This is a genomic window from Thiohalophilus sp., assembly GCF_046483665.1.
Taxonomy (GTDB): domain Bacteria; phylum Pseudomonadota; class Gammaproteobacteria; order UBA6429; family Thiohalophilaceae; genus Thiohalophilus.
Map to the genome: position 1 here is coordinate 25,999 of NZ_JAWOCR010000029.1, position 15,575 is coordinate 41,573.

General features: G+C 57.2%; 19 protein-coding genes. 7 read left to right on the plus strand and 12 right to left on the minus strand.

Translation table 11 applies throughout. The features are described from left to right. Positions 1 to 9 precede the first annotated feature (9 nt). Positions 10 to 1,368, plus strand: a complete 1,359-nt coding sequence (gene yegQ / locus R6U90_RS07065) for a tRNA 5-hydroxyuridine modification protein YegQ (protein ID WP_410351982.1) — start codon at positions 10 to 12, stop codon at positions 1,366 to 1,368. A gap of 10 nt (positions 1,369 to 1,378) precedes the next feature. Here yegQ and R6U90_RS07070 read toward each other — a convergent pair whose 3' ends face one another. Continuing rightward, entirely contained in the window at positions 1,379 to 2,824 is a 1,446-nt protein-coding gene (locus tag R6U90_RS07070) for a S41 family peptidase (protein ID WP_410351965.1), read from the minus strand. Positions 2,825 to 2,926: 102 nt separating this feature from the next. Here R6U90_RS07070 and R6U90_RS07075 point away from each other — a divergent pair, with 102 nt between their 5' ends. Next, a complete protein-coding gene (locus tag R6U90_RS07075; RefSeq protein WP_410351966.1) occupies positions 2,927 to 4,399 on the plus strand; it encodes an FGGY family carbohydrate kinase in 1,473 nt (490 codons plus the stop codon). Between the two features lie 90 nt (positions 4,400 to 4,489). Here R6U90_RS07075 and R6U90_RS07080 read toward each other — a convergent pair whose 3' ends face one another. Further along, positions 4,490 to 6,403 carry an FAD-dependent oxidoreductase gene (locus R6U90_RS07080; protein WP_410351967.1) on the minus strand — a complete coding sequence of 638 codons (1,914 nt, stop codon included), beginning with the start codon at positions 6,401 to 6,403 and terminating at the stop codon, positions 4,490 to 4,492. Positions 6,404 to 6,446: 43 nt separating this feature from the next. Continuing rightward, positions 6,447 to 6,668, minus strand: a complete 222-nt coding sequence (locus R6U90_RS07085; RefSeq protein ID WP_410351968.1) for a DUF2835 family protein — start codon at positions 6,666 to 6,668, stop codon at positions 6,447 to 6,449. 197 nt (positions 6,669 to 6,865) lie between these two features. Between R6U90_RS07085 and R6U90_RS07090 the strand changes: the two genes are divergently transcribed. Next, complete coding sequence (locus tag R6U90_RS07090; protein ID WP_410351969.1) at positions 6,866 to 7,330, plus strand: RNA recognition motif domain-containing protein; 465 nt, start codon at positions 6,866 to 6,868, stop codon at positions 7,328 to 7,330. Positions 7,331 to 7,503: 173 nt separating this feature from the next. On the opposite strand, the gene R6U90_RS07095 is transcribed toward R6U90_RS07090, so the two are convergent. Beyond that, positions 7,504 to 7,860, minus strand: a complete 357-nt coding sequence (locus R6U90_RS07095; RefSeq protein ID WP_410351970.1) for an FKBP-type peptidyl-prolyl cis-trans isomerase — start codon at positions 7,858 to 7,860, stop codon at positions 7,504 to 7,506. Positions 7,861 to 7,885: 25 nt separating this feature from the next. After that, complete coding sequence (locus tag R6U90_RS07100) at positions 7,886 to 8,296, minus strand: hypothetical protein (RefSeq protein WP_410351971.1); 411 nt, start codon at positions 8,294 to 8,296, stop codon at positions 7,886 to 7,888. 112 nt (positions 8,297 to 8,408) lie between these two features. On the opposite strand from R6U90_RS07100, the gene R6U90_RS07105 reads away from it, so the two are divergent. Together R6U90_RS07105 and R6U90_RS07110 are read left to right on the plus strand one after the other, a co-directional pair. Further along, on the plus strand, positions 8,409 to 8,927 hold the full coding sequence (locus R6U90_RS07105) for a CDP-archaeol synthase (RefSeq protein ID WP_410351972.1): 519 nt from the start codon (positions 8,409 to 8,411) through the stop codon (positions 8,925 to 8,927). Between the two features lie 69 nt (positions 8,928 to 8,996). Beyond that, positions 8,997 to 9,350: a thioredoxin family protein gene (locus R6U90_RS07110; protein ID WP_410351973.1), complete on the plus strand. Its 354-nt coding sequence runs from the start codon at positions 8,997 to 8,999 to the stop codon at positions 9,348 to 9,350. Positions 9,351 to 9,487: 137 nt separating this feature from the next. On the opposite strand, the gene R6U90_RS07115 is transcribed toward R6U90_RS07110, so the two are convergent. From R6U90_RS07115 to R6U90_RS07130, 4 genes are all read right to left on the minus strand, one after another. Then, positions 9,488 to 9,910 carry an FHA domain-containing protein gene (locus tag R6U90_RS07115; protein WP_410351974.1) on the minus strand — a complete coding sequence of 141 codons (423 nt, stop codon included), beginning with the start codon at positions 9,908 to 9,910 and terminating at the stop codon, positions 9,488 to 9,490. A gap of 11 nt (positions 9,911 to 9,921) precedes the next feature. Continuing rightward, a complete protein-coding gene (locus tag R6U90_RS07120) occupies positions 9,922 to 10,242 on the minus strand; it encodes a hypothetical protein (protein WP_410351975.1) in 321 nt (106 codons plus the stop codon). A gap of 93 nt (positions 10,243 to 10,335) precedes the next feature. Next, positions 10,336 to 10,731 (minus strand): hypothetical protein, encoded by a 396-nt coding sequence (locus R6U90_RS07125; protein ID WP_410351976.1) that lies wholly within the window; start codon positions 10,729 to 10,731, stop codon positions 10,336 to 10,338. 489 nt (positions 10,732 to 11,220) lie between these two features. After that, on the minus strand, positions 11,221 to 11,718 hold the full coding sequence (locus R6U90_RS07130; protein WP_410351977.1) for a TlpA family protein disulfide reductase: 498 nt from the start codon (positions 11,716 to 11,718) through the stop codon (positions 11,221 to 11,223). 284 nt (positions 11,719 to 12,002) lie between these two features. Between R6U90_RS07130 and R6U90_RS07135 the strand changes: the two genes are divergently transcribed. Beyond that, positions 12,003 to 12,431 (plus strand): YybH family protein, encoded by a 429-nt coding sequence (locus R6U90_RS07135; protein WP_410351978.1) that lies wholly within the window; start codon positions 12,003 to 12,005, stop codon positions 12,429 to 12,431. Positions 12,432 to 12,615: 184 nt separating this feature from the next. Here R6U90_RS07135 and tsaA read toward each other — a convergent pair whose 3' ends face one another. The 3 genes from tsaA to zapE are packed head-to-tail and all read right to left on the minus strand — an operon-like array spanning position 12,616 to position 15,352. Further along, positions 12,616 to 13,323, minus strand: coding sequence for a tRNA (N6-threonylcarbamoyladenosine(37)-N6)-methyltransferase TrmO (gene tsaA, locus R6U90_RS07140; protein WP_410351979.1), 708 nt, complete (start codon positions 13,321 to 13,323; stop codon positions 12,616 to 12,618). After that, a complete protein-coding gene (locus R6U90_RS07145) occupies positions 13,323 to 14,234 on the minus strand; it encodes an amidohydrolase family protein (protein WP_410351980.1) in 912 nt (303 codons plus the stop codon). Before R6U90_RS07145 ends, tsaA begins: the two co-directional genes overlap by 1 nt. 11 nt (positions 14,235 to 14,245) lie before the next feature. Continuing rightward, positions 14,246 to 15,352 carry a cell division protein ZapE gene (gene zapE, locus R6U90_RS07150; protein WP_410351981.1) on the minus strand — a complete coding sequence of 369 codons (1,107 nt, stop codon included), beginning with the start codon at positions 15,350 to 15,352 and terminating at the stop codon, positions 14,246 to 14,248. 101 nt (positions 15,353 to 15,453) lie between these two features. Here zapE and R6U90_RS07155 point away from each other — a divergent pair. Then, on the plus strand, positions 15,454 to 15,575 hold a 122-nt coding region (locus tag R6U90_RS07155; RefSeq protein ID WP_410351983.1), incomplete at its 3' end, for a YqiA/YcfP family alpha/beta fold hydrolase.

Genomic DNA, 15,575 nt, shown 5'->3' on the forward strand with positions numbered 1-15,575 from the left:
ATCAACAACATGTCAGCACGCCCCGAACTGCTCCTGCCCGCCGGCACCCTGCGCAATATGCGCTACGCTTTCGCGTTTGGCGCCGACGCGGTCTACGCCGGCCAGCCGCGCTACAGCCTGCGGGTGCGTAACAACGACTTCACGTTACAGAATCTGGCCACCGGCATCGGCGAGGCCCACGCCCAGGGCAAGAAATTCTTCGTCGCCAGCAACCTGATGCCGCACAACAGCAAGATCAAAACCTACCTCAGGGACATGGAGCCCGTCGTCGAGCTGGGCCCTGATGCGCTGATCATGGCCGACCCGGGCCTTATCATGATGGTGCGCGAGCGCTGGCCCGAGGTGCCGGTCCATCTGTCGGTGCAGGCCAACACGGTCAACTACGCGGCGGTGAAGTTCTGGCAGTCGCTGGGCCTGTCGCGCATCATCCTCTCGCGCGAGCTGTCGATCAACGAGATCGAAGAGATCCGCCAGCAGTGCCCGGACATGGAGCTGGAGGTGTTCGTGCACGGCGCGCTGTGCATCGCCTACTCCGGCCGCTGCCTGCTGTCCGGCTACTTCAACCACCGCGACCCCAATCAGGGCACCTGTACCAACTCCTGCCGCTGGAGCTACGGCATGCACAACGCCGAGGAGGATGTCAGCGGCGATATCCAGCAGATCGACTTCGATGCCATGGCCGCGATCAACGACCCGGAACTGTTCCCCGAGGAGAAAGTCGAGCGCCACCCACTGGCCGATCGGGTCTATCTGATCGAGGAAGGCAACCGCCCCGGCGAGCTGATGCCGATCCTCGAGGATGATCACGGCACTTACATCATGAATTCAAAAGACCTGCGCGCCATCCAGCACATCGAGCGCCTGACGCGGATCGGCATCGACTCGTTCAAGGTCGAGGGGCGCACCAAGTCCCATTACTACGTGGCGCGCACCGCCCAGCTCTATCGCCAGGCCCTCAACGACGCCATCGCCGGGCGGCCCTTCGATCCGAGTCTGTACGGGAAGCTGGAGGGGCTGGCCAATCGCGGCTATACCGACGGCTTCTACATGCGCCATCCGGATCAGGCCTATCAGAATTATCTGTCAGGTTATTCGACCAGCGAGCAGCAGCGCTTCGTCGGCGAGATCACCGACTTCGATACCGAGCGGGGCCTGGCCAGTGTGGAGGTAAAAAACAAGTTCGGTTGCGGCGATCAACTGGAAGTGATTGCGCCCGACGGCAACCGCACCCTGACTCTGGAATACATGGAGAGCCTCAAGGGCGAGCCGATGGACGAAGCCCCCGGTGGCGGCTATCAGGTACGCATTGCCCTGCCGGCGGGCAATTACCACAAGGCCCTGCTGGCCCGCTATAACAACGCCGCCTGAAGCAGCGTCCTCAGGGTTGGGGTAACGTCTCGAGTCGGCCTTCGAGCAAATTCCGATATAACGATTTGTCAGCCACGATCCGCGCCGCGCGACTCAAAACCGGATCCTTGCCCGCCGTGATCGGCCCTGCCTCCCGCGGGCAGTCCGGGTTACCGGTGCGATCGCTAATGAAGGCCTCCCCGTTTGACACACAGATGTCCGGCACGACCCCGTTCGGCGCAATCGCGGCGCCGGCGGGACGATACAGATGGCCGATGGCGAGCTTGAGAGCGCGCTGGTCGGGCAGCTTGAAGACGGAATAGAGCCGGCCCGCGCCGCGACTGCGGTGACCGACCAGCAAGGCCCGGCGGTGATCCTGCAAGGCGGCGGCGATACTCTCCGCGCCGGCGGTCGTCTCGCCATTGATCAGTACCATCAGGGGCAGATCCTGTTCCAGAATTTGCGAGCGCGGCTGCGCCATATACCGGGTCTGTTCCGATTCCACCCGCCCGCGCAGACTCAACAGGGTCCCCTCGGCCACGAACAGATCCGCCAGTTGCACGGCGACATCGAGCACCCCGCCGTGATTATCGCGTAAATCGAGAATCAGCGCCCGTGGCGCCCGCTGTTTGCGAATCAGGCCCAGAAACGTTTCATTGAATTGCGCCACCGTGGTTTCGGACAGGGCGCGCAAACGGATATGGGCGATCGCCCCTGGCAGCCAGCGCCCCTCCACCAGGGGCCGATCCACAAATTCACGGCGCAGGTCGATCTCGCGTGTATCGCCCTCGGCAAAGCGAATGCGTAACGCCAGGCTGGAACCGGGGCGTCCGAGCAGCCCGGTCATCACCTGATCCCGGGATTGCCCGGCCACCGCTTCCCCGTCGATGGCTATCAGCGCGTCACCGGGCCCGAGCCCCGCCCGGTCGGCCGGCGATCCGGCCAGCACTTCGCGAATGACCACCTGTTGATCGCGATGTCCGGTCAACAGGCCGATCCCGGCACGTTCGTCGGCGGGACGCTGCAACAGTTCGAACTGGCGACGATCGAAATAGAGACTGCCATCCCCCAGGCTGTGCACTATCTCGTCGAGCGCCGCCTCAACCGCCGGCAGGATCGGCTGCGCGGGATAGCGCCGGTGGAGGCTTTTGATAATCTCGGCAAGGTTTGTCTCGCGCAGTGACAGCTGCGGCTCTCGCCACGGGCTCTCGGTCAGTTGTGTCGCGAGCCGTTCGATAAAACGGGCATCCAGTTCCCCGGCCGGGATCGGGGTAACGTGCTGGCGCATGATGCGCGCCAGTGTCGCCTCCGCCAAATGGCTGGCGATCCCCAGTTGCGGATCCAGCTGCGCTGCCGGCTCACGCGGCGCCGCCTCCGGGGACGGCGATTTCGGCGCCTGTGCACAGGCGCCAAGCCAGGCAGCCATCAACAGAGCCGGGATCAGCGCCAGCCATTGTCCATGTTCCCGTTTTGTCACGCCGTGCACTCTCCCTGAAAAACCGCTAGCCTAGCACAATCCCCAGGTTCGCAGCCCCGCCACTGGGGGGCTGCCCGATGGTCAAGCGGAGTGTCCAACCCCATGAGTCCCGGCAACAACGAGCCGCTCTATCTGTGCCTGGATCAGGGCGGGCATGCCAGTCGTGCCCTGGTCTTCGACGCCCGTGGCCGGCAACGCTGTCACGCACGTCAGCCGCTGGTAGCGGAACAATCCGCCAGCGGACACATCGAATACCCGGCGGACGCACTGCTCGATTCCCTGCGCGCCTGCATCGATGACATCCTGCAACAGCTCGGTACCCAGGGTCAGCAACTGACCGCCGCAGCGCTGGCCACACAGCGCTCCAATATTGTCTGCTGGGATCATGACAGTGGTGCGGCGCTCAGCCCGATCATCAGCTGGCAGGATCGGCGCAACGCCGACTGGCTGCAGCAGTTTGAACCGCAGGCTGGCCGGATTCACACCCTGACCGGCCTGCCCCTCTCCCCCCATTATGGCGCCAGCAAACTGCGCTGGTGCCTGGACAACCTGTCGGCGGTACAGCAGGCGCAGCGCGAGGGCCGTCTGCGTCTCGGCCCCATGGCCGCCTGGCTGGCCGGCCGCTTGACCCGCGAGGGTGAGGCCCGCGCCGATCCGGTCAACGCCTCACGCACCCAGTTATGGTCCCTGCAGGAGCATGACTGGCACCCCGAGCTGCTGGAACTGTTCGGTATCCCCCGGCAACTGCTGCCTCCCTGTGTCCCGAACCTGGGCCACTATGGCCAGCTGCTGGCGGGTGAGCTCGAATTGCCCCTGGCACTGGTCAATGGCGATCAATCCGCCGCGCTGTATGCCTATGGCCCACTGCGCGAGGACACCGCCTATCTGAACCTGGGCACCGGCGCCTTTGTCTCGCGCCCGGTCGGCCAGCGGCCACTGTTCGATGACCGCCTGCTCAGCAGTGTGGTGCTGCAAGGTACCCGGCAATCCAGTTATGTTCTGGAGGGCACGGTCAATGGCGCCGGCGCGGCGCTCGACTGGCTGGCACGGCAGCACGGACTGGATGAGCTGGCACCAGCGCAACTGAACCAGTGGCTAAAGGACGAGTATGACGCCGTACCCCTGTTTCTCAACGGCGTGGCGGGACTGGCGGCCCCCTACTGGCGCCCTGATTTTGAATCGCGTTTCATCGGCGCGGACGAACTGCCACATCAGGCCGTGGCCGTGCTGGAGAGTATCGTCTTTTTGCTGCAGAGCAACCTGCAACACATGGCCCGGCATCGGCCGACACCGTCGCGATTGCAGATCACCGGCGGCCTTTCACACCTGGATGAGGTCTGCCAGCGGCTGGCCGATCTCACCGGCCGCCCGGTTCACCGCCCCGCCGACTGCGAGGCCACCGCCCGTGGCAGCGCCTTTCTGGTGGCCGGACAACCGGATCACTGGCCGGAACCCGGTCCAGGGCACGAATTTTCACCAACCCACAACTCCCCTTTGCAGGAGCGTTACCGTTCCTGGCGGGATGCCATGAACAAGGCCCTGGACAGGGGGCAGGGGCTAGAACCCAGGACCTGATCAGGTAGGCCCGGGTTGCCGGACACCGCGTTGCTATGTCCGCCCTGCCCCTGAGTACTGAGTGCTGTCAGTCCCGATAAACCCGCCTCGTCACTCGTCACTCGTCACTCGTACCTGTTCCAGAGGGAGCTGCGCTGTGTCCAGGCATTGCGCCGGTTCGGGTAACCACCGACGCAGGATCTGCATGACGTCCTGTGCCGTGGCGCGATAGCCGGTGAGTTTGCCGCCGTAGAGACTCACCACCCTGGGCAGGGATGTCTCAATGAGGGTGTCGCGCGGGCGATCGAACAGGCTCGAGTCGCTGCGCGGCAGTACCCGCAGGCCGGCGAAGCTGTCGACCACCGTGGCGTCGCTGGCAGGAAAGTAATGACGGTAAATACGCTGCAAATAGTCGATTTCCGAGGCCAGCGGCGTCACGGCGGCGGGATCCCCGGTATAGGCCGTTTCGGTCGTCCCGATCAGGGTCCGGCCGTGCCAGGGCATAACAAACACGGCCCGCCCGTCCTGCGGCGATTCGACATAAAATACCCCCGAGGGAGCCGGATCGGCGACCACGATATGGGTCCCCTGAACCAGGTCGAATGCTTCTCGTCGTGGTGGCGGGCTTACCCCGTCCAGTATCTGATCCACCCACGGACCGGCCGCATTAATCAGCACCCGGGTGGTAATTTCCTGCATCTGTCCATCCTGTTGATAGCGAACAGTCACCTGATCGCTCTGCGCCTGTGCCGAAACAAAGCGCGCGGGACAATGCAGTTGCGCGCCCAATGACTGCGCCGAAGCCATCACCGCCCGGGTCAGGGCGGCATCGTCGGTCCGGGCATCCCAGTAGCGAAAGACGCTGTGCAGTGACTGCTGTTGCAAGCCATCGAGCTGAGGCCATCGGGCGCGGGACAAGCGTCGAAACCGTGCCTGACGATCCAGCCCGCCCAGCAGGGCATAGAGCGACAGGCCGGCCCGCAGCGTCCAGGGGCCCCGGGTACTGTAACGATAGACGGGAATATAAAACGGCACCAGCTGCACCAGTTCGGGGGCGATGTCGAGCAGGATGCGTCGCTCCTGCAGGGATTTGCGTACCAGGGTGAACTGCCCCGATTCGAGATAACGCAGTCCGCCGTGTATCAGTTTGCTGGAACGGCTGGAGGTGGCTGCCGCCAGATCGCTCTGCTCCAGCACCTGCGTGCGGTAACCGCAGGCCGCGGCCGCCTGGGCGACCCCCACGCCCTGGATCCCGCCACCGATAATCAGCACATCGCAATCCACTCTCTGGCCGTCTCCCAACCCCAGCGCCTGACGCATTTCGCCAATGGCAAAGGTCTCGACCAGATCCACCCCGCGCGCCAGCAATTGCCGGGCCTGCTGCGGATCCACACTTTCAAACACCGCCAGTCGAGCGTCCGTCCATTGTAACGGACCCTGTTCAGGTAATGACTTGAGATTGCAGAACAGATAATCGCTGCGCAATTCAATCAGTACCGGCGCCTCACGTTCTGACCAGTTATCGATCACGGCACCGATGGGCAGCGTGGTGCTATCACGCACCTGCTTTAAGGCGTCCAGCTGGTAAGAGATTACACAACATTGCCCTGCCACAGGCTGCAACATCGGCAATACCGCCCCCAGAACAGGCTCAATACCCATCTGTTCGAATGCCACGCGTTTGAGCTCAATAAAAAAGCGTACTTCGGGCATTGTCGGGATGAGTGTCAGCAAATCGCTCAGGGCCGCCAACGGTGCCCGTGACAGCCGGGTTAAATCACTCCCGGCATAAACATCAAATGTCTGCAATTGCGCCCAGGTGTAATCGTGAATCGCGCCGGGGCGATGACACAACCGCTGCAGATCGCGATCATGGAACAGGACCGGTACGCCATCGCGACTCAATTGCACATCTACTTCCACATAGCGGGCCCCGCTCGCCACCGCGGCCCGAATACCGGCCAGACTGTTCTCGGGATAGTAACGGGGATATCCCCGGTGTGCGACCAGCTCGCCATGTAACATCACAGTTCCTGTTCGATTGTGGTTCGACCTGCCTGGCATGCCATCAAGTCAGCCGATCCAGTGCGATCAAGCGGTTGCTGGCATCAAGTCGCAAGACGAATCGCCCGTAAACGCCATCGTGGCCAATATAGGGCAACAGGGCCCGGGCAGGAAAGCGCACCTGTCGCCCATCATCACTTCGTACCTGCACATAACGCACCTGCCCGGCATAGTACTTTTCGCATTGGCCGGTGCTGAGATCGAGAGAGAAAGTTATCCGTTGCATGTTTAGCACTTACTATATCCCACGACAGCAAGCATAGCCTGAAATCCCTGTATCTGTCCCGCCGACCGAGACGCGCGCGGTTCAAAAGTGTAAAATGGCCGCCTGTTTCCCGAGAAACAGGTTCGTACTCCGCCAGCCCCATGCCTCTGCAGTGGCGGAATCCTGTTAACACAATCTGAAGCCTGTGATGGAGTGCCATGAAGTTTGAATTCCCTACTCTCAATACTGTAATCCAAATTGCTATCGTCAGCGTCATCCTGTCCGTTGTCGCCTATTTCCTCTTTCCGGTATTTGCGCTGGAACAGGTCACCGGACAACACCTGTTCACCTACGGCATTCTGGCCGGGGCTCTGCTTGGCGCCTTGCTCAGCCATGTCCGGATTTATCTGGCCACCAGTACCGAGGTGGAATCCATTTTTGTGGGCAATCTGGCCTTTAAAGCCTCACCCAATGCGTTGCGCAAGCTGTTTGAAGATTATGGCGAGGTTAATGCCGTGCGACTGATGACCGATCGCGCCACAAAACGGCCACGCGGTTTCGGCTTTGTCGAAATGAAACGCAAGGATGCCCGCAACGCCATCAAGGCACTTAACGGCACCGAGTTCTACGGACGCGAACTGAAAGTCAACGTGGCCAACGAACGCAAAAGCGACAACGAATAAGCTGTCGCCGATCAACAAAAAAAGGGGAACCCATGGGTTCCCCTTTTTTTTGTCAGGAGCGTTAACACGAAGAGTGAAGAATAATGTTGAATTCTGAATGATGAATTTTGAATTAATCATGCACCATAATTCAAAATTCAGAACTCAACATTCAAAATTATCTCTTTACATCCCTAGCCACGAACCTGTAACAGTTCGACTTCGAAGATCAGCGCCGCATCGGGCGGGATAACGTCACCGGCGCCATTACTGCCATAGGCCAGCTCGGGAGGAATGATCAGGGTCCGCAGACCACCGGTTTTCATGCCAATCAGGCCCTCTTCCCAGCCCTTGACCACCACGCCGGCACCCAGCGGGATGGTGAACGGTTCGCGCTCGTAGGAACTGTCGAATTCCTGTCCCTTGTTGTCCTCGGCATCCTCATCATATAACCAGCCACGATAGTGAACGACAACAAGCTTGCCTTTGACGGCCTCCTCACCTTCGCCGGTTTTTTGATCAATCACTTGCAGTTCCTGTGGTAAAGCCATACGGTACTCCTGAAATTTATTGCCATTAACGGCGGTGCTGTCGTCGTTTGAGTTGATAGGCGGTTATGGTGTCAACTAAACCGCTATAGGGCAAGCTGTCTATCCCCCCGTATTGTTCGGCGACCTGATTTAGCAGGTGATCAATATCCACATGTTCTGCGGGTTCGATACCCGACTGATGCTGCAAGCCACTCAAACCGCCAAACTGGATTTTCTGGATCACGCTATGCGGCATACTGGTCAGATCATCGTCTACCCCAAAGACCGGAAGAGTCACCTGTTTGAGCCGTTCAAATACCGACTCGCAGCGGGAACAGGCCGTCGCATCACAACAGGCAACCTCGGCTCCGCCTCGGCGTACGACCTGTTGGCCAAAGTGACATACATATTGCTCGGCGATCAGCGGACTGCTGAAAGCACATCGATTATCGGACATCGTCTCCACCTCCTTGACTCTCTCGCGGACTGGCGCAGAGCACTGGCTATATACACGGCAATCTGTACTGTTCCTGGCCAGTGAAACGGTTTTTTGTAATGAGCCGCCCGCGGTGGCGGGCCAGCAACACACACTTTACCATTATGACATGACCATCCTGTTTTGCCTGTTCCTGTTGCTGGTGGCCAATGGGGCGCCCATCCTGGCCCGCCTGTTGCCGGGGGTACGTCACTGGAACCGGCCGCTGGACGGCGGCTACCGGTTATCCGATGGCGAACCCCTGTTCGGGGCGCATAAAACCTGGCGTGGTGTTGTTGCGGCGATAATACTCACCGGCGCAGCCGCCGGTTTAGCGGGCTATCCCCTGTGGCTGGGGGCGTTATTCGGCGGCCTGAGCATGCTCGGTGACCTGCTTGCCAGTTTTATCAAACGTCGCCTGCGATGGCGCAGCGGTGCGCCCGCCCCGATCCTGGATCAATTACCGGAGGCTTTGCTTCCGCTGCTGTTCCTCGCCGGACCGCTCGAGCTTGGCGGGTTATCGATCCCGTTAATCGCAGTTCTTTTTACCGTGCTGGACGGGATACTGTCTCGCCTGCTTTATCACTGGCGTGTGCGTCGTCATCCCTGGTAAGGCGGGTGACGCCGCCACCGCCCTGGCCTATAATCCCTGCTCTTTGACTGGCATAACGACCCCGCAATAATGAATGACACTCAGACTGCCATTTTCGACGTTGATCTGGAGCAATTCGATCATAAAGTGCTGGCGGCTTCGCATGAGCGGCCGGTACTGGTCGATCTGTGGGCCGAATGGTGCCCGCCCTGTATCAGCATCGCACCACTATTAAAACAGGTCATCGACGACTATGCGGGGCGGATTCTTCTGGCCAAAGTCGAAGTCGACGAAGGAGAAAATATGAAACTGGCCGGCCGTTATCAGGTCCGCGGCTTCCCCACCATCATCCTGTTTCGTAACGGCGAAGAACAGGCCCGCTTCAGCGGCGCCCGGACCGTCGGCTATATCTGCGACTTCATCGAACAACATGCCGGGTTTTGAAGCCCAGGGCTGAGTGCTGAGTGCTGAGTGCTGAGTCGCAGTTCAGCACAATTCAAAACTCATCATTCAAAATTCAAAATTATTTTCAGCCTCTGCGTTGCGATATTTTCTCTGCCAGGTTAACGGGATACCAAAGATCAGCGTTTCTTTTTTGAGGTTTTTTTCTTTGCCTGTTTTTTCTTTTTGCCGGTGTAGAACACGCCCGGAATCCAGGTTTTATAGAGCTGGGCAGTTTCCTTGGTGTCCTCGCGGGCTTCGTCCACGAACTTGAACAGGTTGATGCCGATCCGTATCACGTCGCCGTGACGCAACTTGTGCAGTGTCACGGGGTGATCGTTAACGTAGGTGCGGTTGGTGGACTCCAGATCCTGGATCATAAACTCGATCCGCCCGCTTTCATCCGGCGTCGCCATGACTTCGATGACGGCATGCTGCTTGCTAACCAGCTCATCTTCCAGGCTGATGTCATTCTCGCTGTTGCGACCAATGGTGATCCGCTGTTTGTCGATCGGCAGTTTAATGCCGGCACTGTCATCGGTTTTCTGCACTAAAAGCGCCATGTTCGGCTCCGTTAACTCAACAGGGCAATAAAATAGGGCAGCCAGGCCAGCAATACCAATACACCCGCGGTCAGCACGGTATTGCGTAACCGACCATAGCGTGCGTACTCCTCGCCGGTACTTTGACTGCGCAGCATGGTGGTCATCAGGGCATCCAGCATCAACAACATAAACATCAAGGGCGCCAGCACCGGGATCAGCAGGGTCGGCACCACTTCCCAGCCATGATATACCGGTGAGGTGCCGGGTTCCGGCTGCAGTATAACCGTCAACAACGCACACAGAATCAACACCACACGCAGCGGTTTGAGTTCTATCAGTAACTGCTTCATCAAGAGGCCCTTATCCTGTTTGGAGATGGTTGATAGTTATCCGAAAGTCCTGTGTATGCCGTTTGCTTTCGATTATACAAGTTTACCACCGTTTTAGTGAAAACCATGTTGGCCCGCAGCGGGATCGAAGTCCACACGCACCTGGTTTTCGTGTAGCCGGTCGAAGACCAGATCGATACTGAAACTGTCGCCCTTGAGATCGGCGCGTATCTGTTTTAACTCCGGCAATCGTTCCGCCAGATAGGAACAGGTGGCGGCAATACGCGGCTCATTATCAGTTTGAATCGACTCCAGTAGTGCGTTGGCCACGTACTTGGCACGCTGGGTCTGATCCGGTTGCTTGACGTACTCTCCGGACAGTTCAATTCCCTGATCCATCTCCTGGTCCATTTTGTCCAGATACTGATTCTGCAGCTCACTGAGGGCCTTGTTGCGATCATATTCAATCGTTTCCTGGCCATTGACCAGAACAGCAACTTTTTCACTCATATTCCACTCCTGCTAATGACAGACGGCTATCTTAGCAGAGAGGCGGAATCGACCACGAATCGGGCAGCCCCTTCTACCCTCTCCAAAGTCAACAACCCTGAAAATCAGCTTCTTATTTTTTTGCGAATAAGAATCATTATTATATTATATTTTTCTAATGCACGGCTCTCACCCGACACGGCTAGCAACCCGTTCGCCGAAAGTTCTCCCTTACTGTGTACCCAACTCCAGACGTTCGACTATTCCCCTGGTCACACCGCCACCAAACAGAGCAGAGGAAACTGAAAATAGCATAAATCTGCAGATCCCCCGCATCACCGGAAGACACAAGAGTGTGAGCAGGGAGATCACTACTACGATCACAATCAACGATTTGAACCATCAGACTGCAGTTGTCGTGCAACAGACCAGGTTTCAGACTACGAAAAGAGCCAGACTTTTCCCTGAACTTCAGGGATGGTCAATCAGATCACAACCTGAGCGAAAGGTTTAGCCGTTCGGCTTACTCCGCGGGTCGGATGTACTGATGAAGTCCTCGATGATCTCCACCGGCACCGCTCCCACCTGCTGGGCCGTGAGTTGGCCGGAGGGGTTATACAACAGGAAGGTCGGCGTACCGACCCAGCGAGCGCCGCTTTGCTGCCTGAACCAGTCCGCAACCGCTTCCGCGTTACCGATGAGATTGGGGAAATCAACCTTGTGCCGCCGGATAAAGTCCCTGGCGTCTGTTTTACCGGCCCAGCCATCGATGGAGATTCCAACCATGCGGGCATCCTGATCGGAATGCACAAAATGAAAATCGACATAATTATGGATTTCACGATTACAGATATGACAGTCCGAAGCCCAGATCATGACCACCGTCCACTGACCTCCGCCAGTGAACTCCTCGATAGAGCGGGGCTCGCCTTCAAAATCCTTCAACGCGGCCTCACCCAGGGCCAGTCCGGGGAACAGACAAACCAGTAACAAACCTAATCGCAACAAACCTGAATTCTGTAATGGCATAACTCTATAAACCTGCTAATGATTGAATATCAACCCCTGTCATTGTGAAGAATACGACAGCCGCCAGAACACCGGTTCCGGAATTCTGAACGCAGCTGGCAATCGCGGGGAGATTATTTTTCTGACTCCGAATCAGACAAAATTTGCCTGCCAATTATTCCACAACCCTCGAAACAGCGCCGGCCCGCGTGACCAATACGCAATAGACGACCACTGACCATTTTCATTACACTTGATTGGCTAACAACACAGGTTAAAACCCCATGATTTCAACTGACTTTGACACCTCGAGCGACGCTGAAACTGCGTTTTATGCCGCTTTCAGCGGCGGTAATCTGGAGGCAATGCGCCAGGTCTGGCTGGTTGGCGATGACACCAGCTGCATTCATCCGATGGGGGATCGACTGCTCGGCACCCACGCCATTCTCAAAAGCTGGGAAACCATTCTCAGAAATACCGGAGATATCATCGTTGAATTATCCGATCGGGTGATTCATGCCACCGATCAGTTCGCCGTGCATACACTGGTAGAGAACATTCATTCCCTCGAAGAACCGGAAAACATTTTCCGTTTCGTTGTGACAAACATTTACCAGCAAACCGCCGACGGCTGGAAGATGATCCTGCATCACGCCTCGCCCATGCCCCGGGATATCTCGCAGGAAAAAGACCCTGGCCCGGTCGTGCACTGATCGCTATTCAATCACACTGCAGCCCCTGACAACGGATACGCCAGACTGAATTTCTCTCACCGAGACGCAACTAATCTTTTCTGCTCTGCGTCTCTGCGAGAGATTGATCTGGTCAGATAAACCAAGAAACCGATTGATACTACTCTTATGATTTTTTTCGCTGTGTCCTGGCAAGGCAGGTTAATCAGGTATTGAGCACCGCGATTACATGTACCACACCATGTTGTACCTGCCATTTGATTTCCAGATCATACAAATGCATCCCGAAGATCCGCTCGCTGTCGGGTGAGCTATCCTGATAGGCCGGGCGTGGGTCCTGTTGCAACACCTGTTCAATCAGGTCGGCCAGTTCGGGATATTTTCCACTGAATGTCTGAAGTTGCTGTCGGGCAGTAGCGGAGAAATTAACCGGCAAGCATTTATCCGGCGCCTGCGGGGCAAATCCGGCACGGGCCTCGGGAATACTATCGGCATAGGGAATATAGGGCTTGATATCCAGCACCGGCGTACCATCGATCATATCCAGGTTACTCACCTGTAGTATCACCCGACCTTCACCGGTTTGTACGCCATCGAGGGCTAACAGGGACAGGCCGATCGGGTTGGGCCGTTGCGGTGAGCGACTGGCGAAAACCCCGACTCGTCGGTTCCCACCAAGGCGCGGCGGACGCACAGTCGGCTTCCACGCCTCACGCCGGGCCAAGTGAAAAATAAACACAACCCAGATGTGAGAGAATCCCTCCAGTTCGCGCACCGCCTCTTCCCGATTATAAGGGGCCAGAAGTTCAATTTTACCACTGGCTGCCGGCGCCAGACCCGGCTGGCGCGGCACACCGAATTTATCCGGGAAACAGGAATGAACCACGCCAACCGGCGAAAATGAATATTCCATTACTGAATCTTCTGTAACGCATAATCAAAAAAGCGTCGGGCATTGGTCAGCCGGATCTTCTTTTCAACTTCGGGAGGCAACTGATTCATCCAGCCTCGATGATAGTCATATAATTCGCCGTACTGGCTCCAGCCATCGTCGGCCTCATGCCAGGTATAGACCTCATGACCGCCGGAAACCGGATCGGTCCCGACCATGATGCGATCCTGAAAGCGCAGTATCCACTGGCGCCAGTTCTCCGGGATTGGCTGGCCCCGGACAACGAAATCCCCATAGTGCCACGGATCCCGCGCTGACATATCGGCCCAGACATTGGGGCAGGCTTCCATCACCGGCGTGATCGCCTCCGGTTGCAAAATCCCCCCGACATGTGCCCACTGGAAAGTGATATCCGCGTGTTGCTCGCAAATCGACAGCATGTACTCATAACGGGATGAATCGGTATGAATATTGACCGGTACATCATATTCCCTGGCCAGTTCCATCAAACCGAGAAAGACAGGATTGTCGCGACGAGGTCCGGCCCCCGCAACCAGATGAATCTCCCCCAGGCCGTAAAACTCGCCACTGGCCAGTGCCGCCCGGGCCTTGTCTACAACCTTCTCGTCGTAAAACCAGTTCAGTCGATTGCCTGCATCGTAATAAGGGGTGTAAAACGGCACAATCCAGTCCTGGCCCAGCCTCGACAGTTTTAGCGCAAAATCGGACGGCACACTGGAGACCACTGCCAGCACCACATTGTGTTTTTTGAGATCGTCCAGCGCCTGTTCAGGCGTATAGATTTCGTCCTGATCCCAGTTGTAATGCAGATGGATATCGGCAAAGGGGGGGCGCTCCGGTTGCGATAGCGACTGGCAACCGACCACACTGAATGCTCCGACAGTCAAAAACAGGATGAGACGCTGCCACATAATATTCTCCTTCAGGTAAGAGGATTGGTCCGCAAGCGATGCGGTAAGGCAAGATAATCTGCACTGCCCATTTCGGAAATCCGGCTGACCGCCCGTTCAAAACCGAATGCAAGACGCTTGCCCGCGTACAATTGAGCGGGAGGTACTTCGGCCGCGGCGACCAGTTTGACATTATGATCATACAGGGCATCGATCAAGTGCACAAAACGCTTGGCAACATTATCGTGCGCTTCGGTCATAGGAAATATATTACTTATATAGACTGTGTGAAATTGCTGGGCGATCCGGATATAGTCATTGGCTGAGCGTGGCGTATTGCACAGCGAATTGAAATCGAACCAGATCACGTCGTCAGCCAGAGCCCGGTAAGCGATCGGCCGTTTGTTAACGATTAACTGACGATCATGCTTGAGTGTATCCGGCGCCATCTTTTCGATCGCACTGGAAATCAATTCTTCACCCTCTTCGGGTTCAGCGATATAGAAATTCTGACTGGCTTCCAGTAAACGGAATCGGTAATCGGTGCCCTGTTCCAGATCTACTTCACAGGTATGCCACTTGAGCAGCGTGATGGCAAACATAAAACGTTCACGCTGCAAACCATTTTTGTACAGGTCATCAACAGGTATATTTGACGTAGCTACCAGTGTCACGCCCTTATCGAACAATGCCTTGAGCAAACCACCCAGCAACATGGCATCGGCAATGTCATGCACATGAAATTCATCCAGGCACAGCACCTTGAGCTGATCGGCGATTTCATCGGCGATAACGACCAGCGGATCGGGAGACCGGGGCAGGTCGCGAAGACGTGCGTGAATATCGATCATAAAACGATGATAGTGTACGCGGTGCTTGTGTCGAAATGGCAGGCAATCGTAAAAGCTGTCGACCAGGTAGGTCTTGCCTCGTCCGGTGCCGCCACGGACATACAGACCCCGCACCGGTTCTGGCTGGCGACCGAGCAAACGCGCCAGCAGTCCTGGACGCCGATGATTCTCTGCCAGCAGTTCTTCGTACAGGCGCTGGGTCTGCTCCACTGCCGCTGCCTGCAGCGGATCATGGACAAACCCTTCACGCTCGAGATCCGACTGATAGCGCTCTCGGGGTGTACTCATAGGGTAAACGGCATTCCTGAACTGGTGTGTCTATTTAATGTATCGTAATATTCAGGCGAAACTTGACTCAACATTCGAATATATCAAAATCACGCTAACTCATGATTATTTATCTGCATGGTTTCAACAGCAGCGGGGCCTCGGCCAAAGGGCAATATCTGCGTGAGAAACTGGATGATATACCGGTACTGACACCAACTTATCATTATGATCCTGCGCGAGC